This window comes from Oceanibaculum pacificum (assembly GCF_001618175.1).
GTDB classification, from domain to species: Bacteria; Pseudomonadota; Alphaproteobacteria; order Oceanibaculales; family Oceanibaculaceae; genus Oceanibaculum; species Oceanibaculum pacificum.
On record NZ_LPXN01000152.1, the window covers coordinates 1 to 16,761 of the forward strand.

The window sequence follows — 16,761 nt, forward strand, 5'->3', positions numbered from 1 at the left end:
CTCCTCAGCATGAGGTCATCAAGCGGTGCCGCCAGCAGAAGCTTCTTTGGAGAAAGCGGCGCCGGCGGCATACCCAAGTGCGCCCTTACCCTGAGGAGCCCCGTAAGGGGCGTCTCGAAGGGTCCGGCGGCCGGCTCAGAACCGGCTCAGCGTCAGGCCCGACAGATCGTGCTCCGGCGCGCGGCCGGCGATCAGATCGGCGATCACCCGGGCGGAGCCGCAGGCATAGGTCCAGCCATAGGTGCCGTGGCCGGTGTTGAGATACAAATTCGCCAGCTTGCATCGGCCCAGGATCGGCAGCCCGTCCGGCGTCAGCGGGCGCAGGCCGCACCACAGGCGGGCCTGGTCGCGGTCGCCGGCCTGGGGGAAGATATCCAGCCCGGCATCCAGCACCTGCCGGGCGCGGCGCGGGTCGAGCGCGGTGTCGTAGCCGGCGATGTCGGCCATGCCGGCGATGCGCAGATTGTCGCCCAGGCGGCTCATCGCCACCTTCTTTTCCGCCACATACAGGCTGATGCGCGGCGCGCTGTCGCCGGGGCCGACCGGCACGGTCGCGGAATAGCCCTTCACCGGCCAGACCGGCAGCGACAGGCCGAGCCGCCGCGCCAGCTTCGGCGAATAGCTGCCCAGCGCCAGCACGAAGGCGTCGCCCTCGATGGCGCCCTTGTCGGTCTCCACCTCGTCGATGGCGCCGTTCTCCAGCTCGAAGCCGGTGATCGTCGCGCCGTAGCGGAACGCCACGCCCATCTCGGCGCACAGATCGGCCAGCCTGGTGGTGAAGAGATAGGCGTCGCCGCTTTCGTCGGTCGGCAGATGCAGGCCGGCGGTCAGCCGGTCGCGGGCCTGCGCCAGCGCCGGTTCCAGGGTGACGCATTCCGCGGGCGTCAGGCGCTTGGTGGGAATGCCGGCGTCGCCCAGCAGGCTTTCCAGCACCGCCAGGTCGGCGACGGTCTCCTCGGTGGTGCAGAGCTTCAGGATGCCGGCCTCGACCTGATGATACTGCATGCCGGTATCCGCCTTTACCTGGGCCAGCGCCTGCTGGCTGTAGCGCCCGAATTCCAGCATTCGGCGGAAAGTGAGGTCATGCCGCGCCTGGGTGCATTCCATCAGGAAGCGCAGGCCCCACATCCATTGCCGGGGGTCGGCCTGCGGCTTGAAGCGCAGCGGGCTGTCGGCATCGCGCAGCCAGCCCCACAGCTTGAACGGCACGCCGGGGCCGGACCAGGGACCGCACAGGGCGGCGGCGATCTGCGCGGCGTTGGCGAAGCTGGTCTCCAGCGCCGGGCCGGGCTGACGGTCGACCACCGTGACCCGATGGCCCTGCCTGGCGAGCTGATAAGCGGTGGCGATGCCGACGACGCCTGCGCCCAGAACGACGACATGCATCCTAAGCCCTCATCCGGTTGGCTAAGGCCGGCGCCAGCAGCGATGCCACGAAGAACAGCGCCGCCGTCGCCACGATGGCCGGGCCGGAGGGCAGGTCGAAATTCAGCGATCCGAACAGCCCGCCGATTACCGAGACCACGCCGATGGCGCTGGCGATCACTGCCATCTGCTCCGGCGTGCGCGCCAGCGAGCGGGCGGCGGCGGCCGGGATAATCAGCAGCGAGGTGATCAGCAGCATGCCGACGATCTTCATGGCGATCGCGACGGTCAGCGCCATCAGCAGCACGAAGCCGATCTTCACCCGCTCCACCGGCACGCCCTCGACGCGCGCCAGCTCCTCATGCACGGTCAGCGACAGCAGGGGCCGCCAGAGCCACAGGATCAGCGCCATCACTACGCCGCCGCCGATATAGATCGCCGCCACGTCGCGCCAGCCGACCGCCAGCACATCGCCGAACAGATAACCCATCAGATCAATCCTCAGCGTGGTCATGAACGCCACCGTGACCAGCCCCAGCGACAGCGAGGTATGCGACAGGATGCCCAGCAGCGTGTCGCCGGCGATGCGTTGCTGGCGCTGCCAAGCGAGCAGCAGCAGGGCGACGACGATGCAGACGCCGAAGATGCCGATGGTCAGGTCGATGCCCAGCAGGAAGCCCAGCGCCACGCCCAGCAGCGCCGAATGCGCCAGCGTATCGCCGAAAAAGGCCATCCGTCGCCACACGATGAAGGAGCCGAGCGGCCCGGCCAGCAGGGCGACGCCGATGCCGCCGGCCAGCGCGCGCAGAAAGAATTCATCCATGATGAGGATGTTTATGCGTATGTCCGTGGGTGGCGCAATGGTCGTGGTGGTGGACCGAGGATTCCTCGGCCAGCGGCACCACGTCGCCGCCGGTGGTATGGTGATGATCGTGATGATGCTGGTAGACCGCCAGCACCTGCGCCGCGCGCGGGCCGAACAGTGACAGATAGGCCGGGTCGCGGCTGACATCCTCGGGATGGCCGGTGCAGCAGATATGCTGGTTCAGGCACACCACCCGGTCGGTCGCCGCCATCACCAGGTGCAGATCGTGCGAGACCATCAGCACGCCGCAGCCGCGTTCGGTGCGGATGCGGCCGATCAACTCGAATAGCTCGACCTGGCCGCTGACATCCACGCCCTGCGCCGGTTCGTCCAGGATCAGCAGGTCGGGCTGGTTTAACAGGGCGCGGGCGAGCAGGGCGCGCTGGGTCTCGCCGCCGGACAGCGCCTGCATCGGCCGGCCGGCCAGATGGGCGATGCCGACTTCCCGCATCGCCTGTTGCCGGGCCGCCGCGTCGCTGCGGCCGCCCAGCGCCAGGAAGCGCGCCATGGTGATCGGCAGGGTGGGATCGATTGTCAGGCGCTGCGGCATGTAGCCGATGCGCAAGGCGTCGCGGCGGCGGATCGTGCCGTCATCGGCCTGGATCAGCCCCAATATGGCGCGCAGCAGCGTGGTCTTGCCGGCGCCGTTCGGGCCGATCAGGCAGACGATCTCGCCGGATCGCACGGCCAGATCCACATGCTCCAGCACCGGCTGTCCGCCATGGCGGACGGTCAGGCCGGCAACCTCGATCAGCGTCGGGGCCGAAGGCGCGCCGTCAGGCATGCGCGTCGCTCCGGCAGCGCGGGCACAGGCCGGAGACCTCCACCGTCACCCGGTCGACGGCGAAGCCGATGCGCTTGGCGTTGTCGCGAATGGCGGCGCTGATCGCGTCATCCTCGATCTCGGCGGCGGTGCCGCAGGTCCGGCAGATCAGGAACTGGCCGTTATGGTCCTCCTGCGGGTGGGCGCAGCCGACATAGGCGTTCAGCGATTCGATGCGGTGCACCAGCCCGTATTTCAGCAGGAAATCCAGCGCGCGATACACCGTCGGCGGCGCGGCCGGGCGGCCATCCTCGGCGTCGCTCGCCCCTTCGCGCTGCAGACGGGCCAGCACGTCATAGGCGCCGATCGGCTCGTGGCTGCGCCAGACCAGCTCCAGCACCTGCCGGCGCAGCGGGGTCAGCCGCGCGCCCTCGCGGGTGCAGATCGTCTCCGCGGCTTGCAGGGCATGATCTACGCAATGATCGTGATCGTGTCCCGCCGCCTCGAAGACCTCCGAGCCTTCCGGAATGGGAGGAGTATGCGCCATGCGATGCCCTTGTTTCTCTCGTTATGTTATTTTATAACATTTCAATCTTTATGCGTCGAGCTTACCCGGAGTGTGCCTCATGTCGCCGTTTTTGTCGCCGGTTCGATCCATCCGCAGCCTGCTGCCGGCCCTTGCCCTGCTGCTCGCCGCCGGCGGCGCGCAGGCGGCCGATGCGCCCAAGGTGGTGGTGTCGGTGAAGCCGATCCACGGGCTGGTCGCCAGTGTCATGCAGGGCGTGGGATCGCCGAAACTGCTGGTGAAGGGGGCGTCGTCGGAGCATAGCTACACGCTGAAGCCGTCCGATGCCCGCGCGCTGGCGCAGGCCGACCTTGTCTTCTGGGTCGGCGAATCGCTGGAGACCTTCCTGACCCGCCCGCTGGAAAGCCTGGGCGGCAAGGCGACGGTAATCGAGCTGATCGACGCCGAGGGCGTGGAGGCGATGAATTTACGCGAAGGCGGCGCCTGGGAAGCCCACGCCCATGACGATCATAAGCCGGGGCATGCGCATGATCACGACCATAAGCACGACCATAAGCACGACCACGGGGACCATGCTTCGCTGGACGGGCATATCTGGCTCGATCCGCACAATGCCGAAGCCATCGTGAAGGCCGCCGCTGCCGCCCTGTCGGAAATCGATCCCGCCCGCGCCGAGACCTATGCCGCGAACGCCGCCGCGACCGTTGCCCGGATCGAGGCGATGGATGCGGAGATCGCCGCCGCCGTGGCGCCCTATCGTGACACGCCCTATATCGTGTTCCACGACGCCTACCAGTATTTCGAGGCGCATTACGGCACCAGCGCGGTCGGTTCCATCACCCTGTCGCCGGAGCGGCAGCCGAGCGCGCGCCGCCTGAGCGAAATCCGCCAGCGTCTGGCCGAGACCAAGGCCCGCTGCGTGTTCGCCGAGCCGCAATTCACCCCGGCGCTGGTCGATGTGGTCATCGAAGGCACCTCGGCGCAGAAGGGCGTGCTGGACCCGACGGGAGCCAATGTGCCGGAGGGGCCGGATTCCTACTTCGCCATCATGCGCGATATCGAGAAGGGCCTGCGCGGCTGCCTCGCGCCGCAAAGCTGACGGGATAAGGAAATGCTAGCGGCGCGCCCTGGAAAGAGCGGCGCAAAGGCGCTATTTTAGCCTTCCGTCCCGAGACGCTGGAGAGTCGCCATGATTACCCGTCGTCGATTGCTGGAAACCAGCATCCTGGCCGCCGGTGTGTTGCTGCTGCCCCGTGCCGTATGGGCCTTCACGATGGAGCAGGCCCCGGTGAAGCTGGACCAGATGCGCCAGCTTGCCTGCACGGAAAAGCGCCAGCATGCCGATCTGATCGCCGAGGCGCTGTCAAAGGCCGAGGGCCTGACGGAGGCGGAGAAGGCGCAGGCGATGGCGGCTTTCGATTGCCCTTATTGCGGCTGCGCGCTCGACCCCAAAAACCCGCCGGTCGGCTGATGCGCCGGCTGCTGCTGATCGGTTTCCTGGCGCTGCTGGCCTTGCCGCGGCCGGCAACCTCCCACCCCCATGTCTGGATCGACGCGCATGCCGGGCTGAAATTTGCGGACGGCGCGATCCGCGCCATCGAGGTAACCTGGCAGTTCGACGATTTCTTCAGCTCCATGATGATCGAGGATTTCGATGCCGACGGCGACGGCAAGATCGAGGGCGATTCGCTGGCCACGCTGCGCGAGCAGGTGATGCTGCCGATGGAGGAATTCGCCTTCTTTACCCACGCTACCGCGAATGGCGAGAAGCTACCGGTCGCGGAAATCGATAATTTCAGCGCCAGGATCGAGAAAGGCCTGATTATCTTCTCGTTCACCGCGTTGCTGCCGCGCGCCGTCGATCCCCGAAAGGAGGTCTTCGCCCTCGGCCTCTATGACGAAAGCTATTATGTTGATGTGACGATCGATAAATGGGATCCGGTGCGGTTTTCCACCGCCGATGCGCCGGGCTGTTCCATCGATATCGGCGAGGACCGAAGTAAAGCGCTGTATTTCGGCGCGTTTTTCCCGAAAATCGCCACGCTGCGCTGCGCGGCTGGCTAAGAGGCGGAAATGCGGGGATATCTGCTCGCCGGCCTGCTGCTGGCCGTCGCGGTGTTGATCGGCGGCGACTCTCTCGCGCAATCGCCGCTGATGGCGGCCGGCCCGGCGGTGGAGCCCGGTTTCTTCGGCCGCCTGCTGGCCCAGGTGGCGCGCTACCAGGCGGAATTGCAGCGCGACATGGGCGGCCTGGTCCGCGCGGTGAAGGAGGGGGATTCGCTGGCCCCGGCCTTTCTGCTGATCGGCTTTTCCTTCCTCTACGGTATTTTCCACGCCATCGGGCCAGGGCACGGCAAGGCGGTGCTGTCGGCCTATCTGGTCGGCCATGACAGCCGGCTGAAAAGCGGCATCGGCCTGGCCTTCGTCTCCTCCTTCGTGCAGGCGCTGTCGGCCATCCTGCTGGTCGTGGTGCTGGCCATGCTGCTGGGGGCGACGCGCTTTGCGATCACCGAGCAGGTGCGGGTGCTGGAGATCGTCAGCTACGCGCTGGTCGTGGCGCTGGGGCTGGTGCTGGCGGTGCGCGCCTGGCGCGGCGACGCCTGCTGCGACCATGCCCATCTGCCGGGACACACGCATCACCACCACCACCACGACCACGCGCATCACCATCCCGAACCGGGCCGGCCGCGCGGAATCCGCCGGTTCTGGGCGCTGGTCGCGGCGGTCGGCATCCGGCCGTGCAGCGGGGCGGTGCTGGTGCTGCTGTTCACCCTGGCGAACGGCTTGTTCCTGCTTGGCGTCGCCTCTACCTTTGCAATGGCCCTGGGCACGGCGATGACGGTGGCGCTGCTGGGCATCGCCAGCGTCTATGGGCGGCGGCTGGCGCTCAGCTTCGGCAGCGGCGGCAGCGCCGTCTGGCAGGACCGGCTGCATCGCGGCCTGGGGGTGCTGGGGTCGCTCGCCATAGTCGGATTCGGGATGGTCTTTCTGCTGGCGACATTGCAGCGTAGCTTTCCTCTCTAAGAGTCGATTTCATCCGACTGCGTCCCGCTCTCGTATAAGACGTTGAAAGAGCTTGATGTCGGTCTTCGGGAAAGGAAATCGCGATGCGCATGAAGATTGGGGCGCTCACCGTCTTCGCCGCAAGCCTGCTGTTGGCCGGTCCCGAGGCTTCGGCGCAGACCGTGCAGCGGATCGATTTCGAGGTAACGCGCGGCGACAGCCCGCTGGGCTGGCAGCGCCTGCGCATCGTTGAGGATGGCAACAAGGCCACCGTCGAGGTGATGATCGACTTCGAGCTGAAATTCGGCCCCATTGCGCTTTACCGCTACACCCACCGCAACCGCACGGTCCTGGAGGATGGCAAGATCGTCAGCGTGCATACCCGCACCAACGACGATGGCGTGTTCTACGAGGTGAAGGCCAACCCGGCCGGCGACCATATCGCGCTGACCGGCGTGAACGGCACGGTGAAGGCGCCGCTGGACATCTATCCGTCCGATTATTGGCGCGTCGCCACACTGAAGCAGGACAAGCTGCTGGATACCCAGAAAGGCATCGTGCGCCATATCGACATGACCCCGGTTGCCGCCAAGCCCGGCTGCTACGACATGACCGGCGATCTGAAAATGCAGCTCTGCTATCAGGGTGAGCGCTGGGTCGGCGGCAATTTCGACGGCAAGGGAAAGCTGGTGGTCTATACCCGCCGCGACCAGCCGGTCGACGCCCCCTGGAATTTCGACATGAACGCCGTGCCGCCCGGCACCCCGGCCGAGCCGATGCCCGTGCAGGCGCAGCGATGAGCCGCCTGGTCTGGCTGACCGGCGGCAGCGAGGGTATCGGCCGGGCCGTGGCGCTGGAGCTGGCGCGGCGCGGCGATCGGGTGGCGGTCAGCGCGCGCTCCGCCGACAAGTTGCAGGCGCTGGCGGCGGAGGCTCCGGAAGGCCGCATCCTGCCCTATCCGCTGGACATCACAGACCGCGAGGCGGTCGCCCGGACAGTGGCGCGCATCGAGGCGGAGCAGGGGCCGATCGACTTGGCGCTGCTGAATGCCGGCACGCATAAGCCGGTCGATGCGGAGAGCTTCACCGTCGAGGATATCCGCCTGCTGGTCGAGTTGAACATCATGGGCACGGCCCATTGCCTGCAGCCGGTCATCGAGGCGTTCCGCCGGCGCGGGCGCGGTCATCTGGCGGTGGTCGCCTCGGTCGCCGGCTATCGCGGGCTGCCCACCTCGGCCGGCTATGGCGCGACCAAGGCGGCCTTGATCAATATGGTCGAATCGCTGAAGCCGGATTTCGACCGGCTGGGGCTGAAGCTGCAAATCGTCAATCCCGGCTTCGTGCGCACGCCGCTGACCGACAAGAACGAGTTTGCCATGCCGTTCCTGATGGAGCCGGAGGACGCCGCCCGGGCGCTGGCCGACGGGCTGGACAAGGCAGGCTTCGAGATCACCTTTCCCAAGCGTTTCACTTATATGCTGAAATTCCTGCGTTGCCTGCCCTATGCGCTCTATTTTCCGCTGATCGGCAAGGCGACCCGCAAATGAGCGACCTACGCAGCGGGTTCGAGGCCTATGCCGCCTTCTTCGAACGCATCGCGCCCGGCAATCTGCATGAGCTGGATGCGTTGGTGACGCCGGATGTGCGTTTCACCGACCCGTTCAACGAGATCACCGGCGCGCCAGCCTATCGCCAAGTCTATGCCCATATGTTCGAGACGCTGGACGAGCCCCGCTTCGTCATCCGCACGAAAGCGCTGGACGGGGCCACCGGCTTCTATCTCTGGGATTTCAGTTTCCGCCGCAAGGGCAAGCCGGAACAGCACCTGATCGTCGGCACCAGCGAGGTCCATCTCGCCCCCGACGGCCGCGTCTCCGCCCATCACGACCATTGGGACGCCGGCCAGGTCTACGAAAAGATCCCGGTCCTGGGCGCCCTGATCCGCCTGGTGAAGCGCAAGCTGGCGGTGGGATAAAGGGGTAGGGTTTTGCCCCTATCCGTCACCCCCGCAACAAGTGCGAGGGTGACGGATGGAGAAACTTGCGGCAAAAGCGCTGTGAGGGTCGAAAACCACTCTTTACTCTGCCGCAATGGCGCCCGTGGCGGCGGCGCTCTGGCGGGTGCCCTCGCGCATGAAGAACAGGGTGACCTCGCCGATCTCGATGCCCCATTTGGTGACCGAGGCGCGGTTCACCATCACTTGCTCATCCTGCTGGAACATCCAATCGTCGAAATGCACGCGGATGGTGCGCTCGCCGACTTTCAGGTCGAATTCATACTGCCAGTTCAGCGCCTTGCCGTAGGCTAGGCCGGTGGCGGTGCCGACCACATCGTCGGCGCGGCCCTCATAGCGATGCTCGTCGATCCGGCGGATGCGCCAGATGCGCTGGTCGGTCTCGCCATCGTCATAGACGAAATCCTCCTTCAGCACGAATTCATCGCCTTCCCGGTAGCCTTCAATGTCGACGGTGAAGCTGCGCCGCAGCGTGCCGAAGCGATCCTGGAAGATGCCCCAGGCGCGGCTCTTGCCCTGAAAGTAATCCTCCACCGTCAGGCGCGGCGTGGTATCGGCGAAATCCTCAGGCTTCATGGTGCTGCAACCCCCCAGAACGAGCAGGGCCGCCAGCAGCAACGCTGTGGCGCGGAACATGGGCAAATATCCTCGATAGGGTGGTTGATGTCAGGCGAGCCGCGCCTTGATCGCGGCATGCGCGCTGGCGGTCAGCGGGAAGTTCCAGATCAGCGCGATGGCGGCCAGCTTGAAGGCGATGGGGGCCATCGAGTACAGCCCGACCAGCGTCCATAAGCCCGCACCGGCATTGCCGCCCGGCGTTGCCTGCGCATCGAAACCCGCCAGATCGAGGATCGGGAAGGCGATGCCGACCGCCAGCGCCAGGGCCAGCTTGGTCGCCAGGCCCCATAGCGCGAAATACAGGCCGGCCCGGCGCTCGCCGCTTTCCAGCGTGTCCACATCCACCACATCGGCCTGCATTGAGGGCGGCAGGGAGAGATCCGCGCCCAGGCACAGGCCGGTCGCCACGCAGATCGCCATGAAGCCCATAAAGTCGCCCGCGCCCAGCAGCGGCACCGGCGCGAAGAAGGCGCAGTTCAGCAGCATCGCCACGCACCAGGCCCGGTGCTTGTCGAGGCGTTTGCTGGCGGCGAGCCAGAGGGGTATGGAGAAAATCCCGCATCCGAAATAAACGACCAGAAAAATCCCGCTGAATTGTTCGAGCTGCAGAACCTGCGCGGCGAACAGCAGAACCAGCGTCGCCGGCAGGCCGTTCGCGACCCCATTCAGCAGATAGGCCGCGATCAGCCGGCGGAAGGGGCGGTTGGCCAGCAGCAGCGCCATCCCCTCTCGCCACTTCGTTATACGGCGCTGGGTCGGTTTCGGTTCACCCAGCAGGCCGCAGGAAATGCCGATGGCCAGCGGCAGGGCGACGAGCAGGCCGATGGCGAGCACCCGCAGCACCTCCGCCGTGCCGGAGACCAGGACCGGCAGCCCGGCCGCCACCAGCGTGCCGAGCACCACGAAGACCTCCCGGCTGGCGGTGATGCGGGAACGTTCGTGGTAATCGTCCGACAGCTCCGCGCCCCAGGCCGCATGCGGCAGCGACAGCATGGTCCAGCCGAGATAGAGCAGCATCGACCAGATCAGCAGATGCAGAATCCCGGCGCCTTCGGGCGGCACGAACAGCATCCACAGCGAGACCAGGACCAGCGGCGTCGCGCCGACGATCCAGGGTCGCCGCCGGCCCCAGCGGGTGCGCGTATGGTCGCTGAGCAGCCCGACGATGGGGTCGGTCAGGCCGTCCCACAGGCGCGCGATCAGCAGCACGGCCCCCACGGCGGTCAGGCTGAGGCCGAGGTCGCTGGCATAGAAGGTCGGCAGGTAGATGAACAGCGGCAGGCCCAGCACCGCCAGTGGCAGCCCCGGTATCCCGTAGGCCAGCAGGGCGCCGAACGGCAGCCGCTTTGTCATGCCGCTCAGCCGTTGCGGCTGAAGGCGATCTGACGCACGTCGATGCCGCCGGAGCGGAACCCGCCCTCGCAGTAATGCAGGTAGAATTCCCACATGCGGCGGAACCGGGTGTCGAAGCCCATCTCGCGGATTTCCGGCCAGCTTGCCTGGAAGGAATCCGCCCAATGCCGCAGCGTGCGGGCGTAATCCAGGCCGAAGCCGTCATCCTTGGTCAGCGTCATGCCGGCATCGCGCACCAGCCCGCGCAGGATGCTGTCGGAGGGCAGCATGCCGCCGGGGAAGATGTAGCGCTGGATGAAATCGGGCGAGCGGCGATAGGCCTCGAACCTGTCGTCGGCGATGGTGATGACCTGCATCGCCGCCTTGCCGTTCTCCGCCAGGCAGCTTTTGACCTTGGTGAAGAAGGTCGGCCAGTAGCTCTCGCCCACCGCCTCGAACATTTCGATGGAGGCGATGCGGTCGAACCGCTCGCTCACATCGCGGTAATCCTGCAGGCGGATTTCCACTTGGTCGGACAGGCCGGCCACGCGCATCCGCTCGGTCGCGTAGGCATGCTGCTCCTGCGACAGGGTGATGCCGGTCACCTTCAGCCCGAATTCCGCCGCCGCGACCTGGGCGAAGCCGCCCCAGCCGCAGCCGATCTCCAGCACATGCTGGCCCGGCCGGGCATCCAGCAGGGTGCAGATGCGGCGATATTTCGCCATCTGCGCGGCTTCCAGATCCTGCTGGCTGCCCTCGAATACGGCCGAGGAATAGGTCATGGAGGGGTCGAGCCAGCGGCGGTAAAAATCGTTCCCCAGATCGTAGTGATAAGCGATGTTGCGCTGGCTGCCGCGCTTGTTGTTGCGGTTCAGCGCATGCAGGACGCGCGCCAGCAGATTGCTCCACCAGGTGCCGTCGATATGCTTCTCCAACGCCGCCATGTTGGTCGAGAACAGCTCCACCACCTTGGCGACGTCCGGGCTGTCCCACTCGCCGTCGAGATAGGATTCCGACCAGCCGATCAGCCCGCCGGTGAACCAGCGCCGGGCCATGCGCTGGTCGCGCATGATGATGGTGGCCTCAGGCCCCTCGCCGGGGCTCTCGAAGCGGAAGGCGCGGCCGTCCGGCATGACCACGATAAGCGTGCCGTGGCTCAGGTTGCGCAGCATCTTCAGGCCGATCCAGGTCCAGCGGGTCAGGCTGCGGTCGGGCCGGCGGCGGGACGCGGCGGTCAAGGCGCGGCCGTCGATGGTCATGGTCGCGTCACTCACGGAATTTGACTCCTGATGGATGGGGAAGGTCGCCAAATCGAGACAGCCTCCGAAGGGGGAACCGGACGGGCATGGAACACCGCGCCCTTACGCCATACCCGCAAGGCCTCCCAATGGATGCCGGCGAAGATTTTTATTGTCATCAGCGGGTGACGCCAGAAGGCGGCGGCAAGCGCGCGGCCGGTCAATTCCCGGCGCTCGGCGGTATGGGTGGCGACGAACAGCTCGGCCGCGTCGTCCCCGGCGCTGTCCTGGCGGATCATGATCGACAGACGCTCGCCCGGCTCCTTCAGGCGGAAGCGGTAGCGGCAATCCATTGGCATGAAGGGCGAGACGTAGAAGCTCTTATCCTGCTGCTGGACGATCAGCTCGCCTGGCGCATGCGCCGGCCCGACCGGCAGCAGATAGCCATGCTGGTCGCCGAAAGTGTTCTTCACCTCGTACAGGATGGCGCGCAGCCGGCCATCCGCGTCGCGGCAGAAATAGACCGATAGCGGGTTGAACACATAGCCCAGCAGGCGCGGGAAGCAGAGCAGCGATATCCGCCCGCCCTTAAGGTCGATCCCGCCGCGCGCCAGATGCGCCTCGACCCAGGGCCGCAGGGGCGAACCGTCGCGCGGGCCATGATCGCGGTCATGGAAGCCAAGCAGGGCAAAGCGGTTATGGCCGAAGCCCGGCAGATCGCGGTCGAGCCGGGGCAGCTCATCCAGATCCAGCAGCAGGGAGAAGACGCGATAGGCGAATTTATGCCGGAAGGGGGCAAGCCGGCTGTGCATCACGCGGCCTTCATACAGGCAGGAATTCCAGGCGGTGGCGGCCATGCTCACTCTCCCGCCAGGGCGGGCTGACGCGCCAACCAGGCGTGGGAGGCGGGCTGCACCTCGGTCGGCCACGGCACGTCGGCGCCCAGCGCGCGGGCCACGGCAACGCCGGATTTCAGCCCGTCCTCATGGAAGCCATAGCCGCCCCACGCGCCGCAGAACCAGACATGGCGCAGCCCCTGTATCTCCGACAGCTCGGCCTGCGCCTTCATCGCCGGGCCATCGAACACCGGATGCTCGTAGGCTATGCGGGCAAACACCTTGGCGGGGTCGGGCTGGCGGATCGGGTTCAGCGTCACGAACAGCGGATAGGCGGCGTCGATGCCCTGCAGCAGGTTCATCCAGTAGGTCACGGCCACGGCGCGATCATGGGCAGCGCCGTCGGCCAGATAATTCCAGCTCGACCAGACCGCGCGGCGCTTCGGCATCAGCGCCGTATCGCGATGCAGCACCGCCTCGTTCGGCTGATAGCGGAACCGGCCCAGAATGCTGTGCTCCGCCGGGTCCGCATCGGCCAGCAGCGCCAGCGACTGGTCGGCATGGCAGGCCATGATGACCTGGTCGTACAGGCATTCCGCGCCGCTGGCGTCGCGCACCGTCGCGCCGCCCGCCGCGCGCGTCACGGACACGGCGGGCGTGCCCAGCCGGATGCGGTCGGCGAAGGGCGCGGTGAGGCGCGATATATATTCGCGGCTGCCGCCGGTCACCGTCATCCATTGCGGTCGGTCGGTGACGGTCAGCAGCCCGTGATTATGGAAGAAGCGCGCGAAGCTGGCGGCCGGGAAGTCCAGCATGGTTTCCACCGGGCAGGACCAGATCGCCGCCGCCATCGGCAGCAGATGGTCGTACAGAAAGCCGTCCGAATAGCCGTTGCGGCGCAGATACTCGCCCAGCGACGGGCCCTGGCCGGGTTCGTTCAGCAGCGCCGGGGCCTCGCTGAAGAAGCGCAGTATGTCGCGCACCATCACCAGGAAGCGCGGACGCAGCAGGTTGCGCTTCTGCGCGAAAAGCTGCGGGATGCTGCCGCCGCCATATTCCAGCCGCCCATCGTCAATGGTGACGGCGAAGGACATCTCGCTGTTGCGGTACGGCACGTCGATCTGGCCGAACAGCCCGCGCAGATTGGGATAGTTGCGGTCGTTGAACACGATGAAGCCGGTATCGACCGGGATGCGGCGGTCGCCGAAATCCGCTTCTACCGTGTTGGCGTGGCCGCCGATGCGGGCATCTTTCTCGTAGATCGTGATTTCATGCTGGCGATGCAGCAGCCAGGCCGCGCCCAGGCCGGACACGCCGCTGCCGATGATGGCGATTCTCATTACGCCGCCGCCTTCTTGATCCGCTCGAAGGCATCGAGGGCGCGCTTGCGGGCGACATCGTGATCGACAATCGGTTTGGGATAGGTCTCGCCCAGGGTGACGCCCGCTTGCCGCAACTCACCCTCCGAGGCTGTCCAGGGGTTATGGATATAGTCTACCGGCAGTTCAGCCAGCGCCGGTATCCATTTACGCACGTAATCGCCGTTCGGATCGAACTTCTGGCCCTGCAAGACAGGGTTGAAAACCCGGAAATAGGGCGCGGCGTCGGCTCCGCAACCGGCCACCCATTGCCAGCTTGCCGAATTATTGGCGAGGTCGGCATCGACCAGCGTGTCCCAGAACCAGGCCTCGCCTTCCTGCCAGGGGATGAGCAAATCCTTCACCAGGAAGGACGCAACGATCATCCGCACCCTGTTGTGCATCCAGCCGGTATGCCATAGCTCCCGCATGCCGGCATCGACGATCGGGAAACCGGTCAGACCGCGCTGCCAGGCTTTCAGCGCCGGGCGGTCGTCATGCCATGGAAAATCGCCGAATTCGGCGCGCAGCGGCGTCTCCGGCAATTGGCGGTTATGAAACAGCAGATGGTGGGAGAATTCGCGCCACCCCACCTCGGACAGGAATTTCTGCGCGCTGGGGCCTGTGCCGCTTTCGTTCATCGCATGGCTTGTGGCGTGCCAGACCTGGCGCGGGCCGATCTCGCCGAAATGCAGATGCGGCGACAGCCGCGAGGTCGCCTCGATGTCCGGCCGGTCGCGCTGCGCCTTGTAGCGGCCGACCGATTCGTCCAGGAAACCGGCAAGGCGCTGGCGTGCGCCTTCCTCGCCGGGCACCCAGCTTTCCCGCATGCCGGCGGCCCAGTCGGGCGTATGCGGCAGCAGCGCCCAGTCGGACAAGGCGTCGCCGGCAACGCCTGGCGCCGGGATCAATGCTTCCGGGGCGGGCAGGGGAGTGTCCGGCTCGCCCTTGGCCAGGCAGGCGCGCCAGAACGGGGAATAGACGCGGAACGGATCGCCGGCCTTGTTCTCGACCGTCCACGGCTCGTGCAGCAGGGCCGAATTGAAGCTGCGCACCGTCAGCCCATCGGCCTTCAACGCCGTCTTGATGGCCTCGTCGCGGGCGATGGCGAAGGGCTCGTAGCAGCGGTTCCAATGCACAATATCGGCCCCGCTTTCGGCCACCATCTGGGGCAGGATGGCGCTGGGGTCGCCCTTGCGCAGCACCAGCGGCGCGCCCAGCCGCGCCAGGCTGTCGGCCAGCGCCTGCAAGCTGTAATGCAGCCACCACCGGCTGGCGCCGCCCATCGCCCAGCGGCCGGGTGCGCCATCGTCCAGAATATAGAGCGGCAGCACCGGCCGGCCGGTGACGGCGGCTGCGTGCAGCGCCGGATTATCGGCAAGGCGCAAATCCTGGCGGAACCAGACGAGGAGGGGGGCTTGGGAATCGGCCATGAATGGGGGAGACTCGGTATATATCTGCGTTTTCTAGTATTTTTACGCAGCGGCGGGTCTTCTGGATCAGCGGCGCGAAACAAAAAGGGCGGGTCCGTGGACCCACCCTTTGCCGTTACTCGGCCGCCTGCTCGACCGGCCTGGGATTGCCCTTGCGGGTGCGCCAGAGCGAGGCGGCGATGGAGCCGCCGATCAGGGCTGCGGTGACGCCAAGCGAGATCGCGGTGTCCGGCTTGCCGATCAGCTGGGTGTAGAAAATCTTGCCGGCGATGAAGATCAGCACCAGCGACAGGCCGTATTTCAGATAGATGAAGCGCGGCAGGATCGCGGCCAGCGCGAAATACAGCGCGCGCAGGCCCAATATGGCGAAGATGTTCGAGGTGTAGATGATGAACGGATCCTGGGTGATGGCGAAGATCGCCGGCACGCTGTCGATGGCAAACAGCAGATCGATGAACTCGATCATGATCAGCGCCACCAGCAGCGGGGTGACGAACAGCTTGCTCTTGCCGTCCACCTCGTGCCGCACGGTGAAGTGGCTGCCTTCTACCTTGTCGGTCACCGGCAGGTGCCGGCGCAGGAAGACCAGCAGCTTGTTGTCCTTCATGTCCGGATGGTGATCGCCGGCGAACAGCATCTTCACGCCGGTGATCGCCAGCAGGCCGCCGAAGACGAACATGATCCAGCCGAAATTCTGCACGGCGGCGGCGCCCAGGCCGATCATCATGCCGCGCAACACAATCACGCCCAGAATGCCCCAGAACAGCACGCGATGCTGATACTGGCGCGGCACCGACAGGGCGGCGAAGATCATGGAGATGACGAATATATTGTCGATCGAGAGCGATTTCTCGATCAGGAAGCCGGTCAGATATTCCATCCCCGGCTGGCTGCCCTCATAGGCCCAGATGCCGGCCCCGAATAGCAGTGCCACGAAAATATAGCCGGCGGACATGAGCAGGCTTTCGCGCACCCCGATCTCGTGCTGGTCTCGATGCAACACGCCGAGATCCAGGACCAGAAGGGTGACGACGATGCTGGCAAAGGCCAGCCAGAACCAGATGGGAGTGCCCAGAAAGGGCGCAGTGAGGAACGGGACAAGAATGTCCATCGCAACCTCTCCTCTGTAAAGGCGCTGCGTTAGCGCGATCACAAGCGAGGGGTTCCGACATCACGACCAACGCCTCGGTCGCCAGAGGGGCCCGGACCCATGCGGCGCTACATAGGGATAACGGCGCGCCCTTCAAGAGGGTTTCGAAGAAAAATGCCGCACCTGCGAAATAACGTCGATACGGCCGGCTCATAAACCGCGACAGCCATCCCAGCCGCCCTCGTTCTGAGGAGCCGCGCCAGCGGCGTCTCGAAGGACACGGGAGCAGTATGAACGGGGGGAGTACGCCGCCCTATGCTT

Annotated in this window: 18 protein-coding genes; 7 read left to right on the forward strand and 11 right to left on the reverse strand. The window is 66.1% G+C overall.

The window, feature by feature from the left end:
- Nucleotides 1-135 precede the first annotated feature (135 nt).
- From AUP43_RS16165 to AUP43_RS16180, 4 genes are read right to left on the reverse strand one after another with little or no spacing between them, the layout of a single operon-like run.
- A complete protein-coding gene (locus AUP43_RS16165) occupies nucleotides 136-1,386 on the reverse strand; it encodes a D-amino acid dehydrogenase (RefSeq protein ID WP_067559475.1) in 1,251 nt (416 codons plus the stop codon).
- A gap of 1 nt (nucleotide 1,387) precedes the next feature.
- Entirely contained in the window at nucleotides 1,388-2,188 is an 801-nt protein-coding gene (gene znuB, locus AUP43_RS16170; RefSeq protein ID WP_067559478.1) for a zinc ABC transporter permease subunit ZnuB, read from the reverse strand.
- Nucleotides 2,181-3,014, reverse strand: a complete 834-nt coding sequence (gene znuC / locus AUP43_RS16175; protein WP_067559481.1) for a zinc ABC transporter ATP-binding protein ZnuC — start codon at nucleotides 3,012-3,014, stop codon at nucleotides 2,181-2,183. Before znuC ends, znuB begins: the two co-directional genes overlap by 8 nt.
- Complete coding sequence (locus AUP43_RS16180; protein WP_067559484.1) at nucleotides 3,007-3,540, reverse strand: Fur family transcriptional regulator; 534 nt, start codon at nucleotides 3,538-3,540, stop codon at nucleotides 3,007-3,009. Before AUP43_RS16180 ends, znuC begins: the two co-directional genes overlap by 8 nt.
- Before the next feature lie 79 nt (nucleotides 3,541-3,619).
- Here AUP43_RS16180 and AUP43_RS16185 point away from each other — a divergent pair, with 79 nt between their 5' ends.
- The 7 genes from AUP43_RS16185 to AUP43_RS16215 all read left to right on the forward strand — a co-directional run bounded on the left by AUP43_RS16185 (nucleotide 3,620) and on the right by AUP43_RS16215 (nucleotide 8,496).
- Nucleotides 3,620-4,618, forward strand: a complete 999-nt coding sequence (locus AUP43_RS16185; protein WP_067559487.1) for a zinc ABC transporter substrate-binding protein — start codon at nucleotides 3,620-3,622, stop codon at nucleotides 4,616-4,618.
- A 90-nt stretch (nucleotides 4,619-4,708) separates the two neighbouring features.
- Complete coding sequence (locus AUP43_RS19320) at nucleotides 4,709-4,990, forward strand: hypothetical protein (RefSeq protein WP_198154947.1); 282 nt, start codon at nucleotides 4,709-4,711, stop codon at nucleotides 4,988-4,990.
- The gene (locus AUP43_RS16195) at nucleotides 4,990-5,583 is read left to right on the forward strand and encodes a DUF1007 family protein (protein ID WP_067559494.1); all 594 of its coding nucleotides are present in this window, start codon (nucleotides 4,990-4,992) and stop codon (nucleotides 5,581-5,583) included. Before AUP43_RS19320 ends, AUP43_RS16195 begins: the two co-directional genes overlap by 1 nt.
- Nucleotides 5,584-5,592: 9 nt before the next feature.
- Nucleotides 5,593-6,543 (forward strand): nickel/cobalt transporter, encoded by a 951-nt coding sequence (locus AUP43_RS16200; RefSeq protein WP_067559497.1) that lies wholly within the window; start codon nucleotides 5,593-5,595, stop codon nucleotides 6,541-6,543.
- 83 nt (nucleotides 6,544-6,626) lie between these two features.
- The gene (locus tag AUP43_RS16205; protein ID WP_067559500.1) at nucleotides 6,627-7,322 is read left to right on the forward strand and encodes a DUF6134 family protein; all 696 of its coding nucleotides are present in this window, start codon (nucleotides 6,627-6,629) and stop codon (nucleotides 7,320-7,322) included.
- Entirely contained in the window at nucleotides 7,319-8,068 is a 750-nt protein-coding gene (locus AUP43_RS16210) for an SDR family NAD(P)-dependent oxidoreductase (protein ID WP_067559503.1), read from the forward strand. Before AUP43_RS16205 ends, AUP43_RS16210 begins: the two co-directional genes overlap by 4 nt.
- Nucleotides 8,065-8,496: a nuclear transport factor 2 family protein gene (locus AUP43_RS16215; RefSeq protein WP_067559506.1), complete on the forward strand. Its 432-nt coding sequence runs from the start codon at nucleotides 8,065-8,067 to the stop codon at nucleotides 8,494-8,496. The genes AUP43_RS16210 and AUP43_RS16215 overlap by 4 nt, the downstream gene beginning before the upstream one ends.
- Before the next feature lie 102 nt (nucleotides 8,497-8,598).
- Here the strand turns inward: AUP43_RS16215 and AUP43_RS16220 are convergent, their stop codons facing one another.
- The 7 genes from AUP43_RS16220 to AUP43_RS16250 form a co-directional block, all read right to left on the reverse strand.
- Complete coding sequence (locus AUP43_RS16220) at nucleotides 8,599-9,171, reverse strand: DUF3833 domain-containing protein (RefSeq protein WP_084462874.1); 573 nt, start codon at nucleotides 9,169-9,171, stop codon at nucleotides 8,599-8,601.
- A 30-nt stretch (nucleotides 9,172-9,201) separates the two neighbouring features.
- Nucleotides 9,202-10,506: an MFS transporter gene (locus AUP43_RS16225; RefSeq protein ID WP_067559509.1), complete on the reverse strand. Its 1,305-nt coding sequence runs from the start codon at nucleotides 10,504-10,506 to the stop codon at nucleotides 9,202-9,204.
- A gap of 5 nt (nucleotides 10,507-10,511) precedes the next feature.
- Nucleotides 10,512-11,759: an SAM-dependent methyltransferase gene (locus AUP43_RS16230; protein WP_067559512.1), complete on the reverse strand. Its 1,248-nt coding sequence runs from the start codon at nucleotides 11,757-11,759 to the stop codon at nucleotides 10,512-10,514.
- Nucleotides 11,756-12,580, reverse strand: coding sequence for a DUF1365 domain-containing protein (locus AUP43_RS16235; protein ID WP_067559514.1), 825 nt, complete (start codon nucleotides 12,578-12,580; stop codon nucleotides 11,756-11,758). The genes AUP43_RS16230 and AUP43_RS16235 overlap by 4 nt, the downstream gene beginning before the upstream one ends.
- 2 nt (nucleotides 12,581-12,582) lie before the next feature.
- On the reverse strand, nucleotides 12,583-13,899 hold the full coding sequence (locus AUP43_RS16240; protein ID WP_067559519.1) for an NAD(P)/FAD-dependent oxidoreductase: 1,317 nt from the start codon (nucleotides 13,897-13,899) through the stop codon (nucleotides 12,583-12,585).
- Nucleotides 13,899-15,350 carry a cryptochrome/photolyase family protein gene (locus AUP43_RS16245; RefSeq protein WP_067559522.1) on the reverse strand — a complete coding sequence of 484 codons (1,452 nt, stop codon included), beginning with the start codon at nucleotides 15,348-15,350 and terminating at the stop codon, nucleotides 13,899-13,901. The genes AUP43_RS16240 and AUP43_RS16245 overlap by 1 nt, the downstream gene beginning before the upstream one ends.
- Before the next feature lie 115 nt (nucleotides 15,351-15,465).
- Nucleotides 15,466-16,461, reverse strand: coding sequence for a TerC family protein (locus AUP43_RS16250; RefSeq protein ID WP_067559525.1), 996 nt, complete (start codon nucleotides 16,459-16,461; stop codon nucleotides 15,466-15,468).
- Nucleotides 16,462-16,761: the final 300 nt, after the last annotated feature.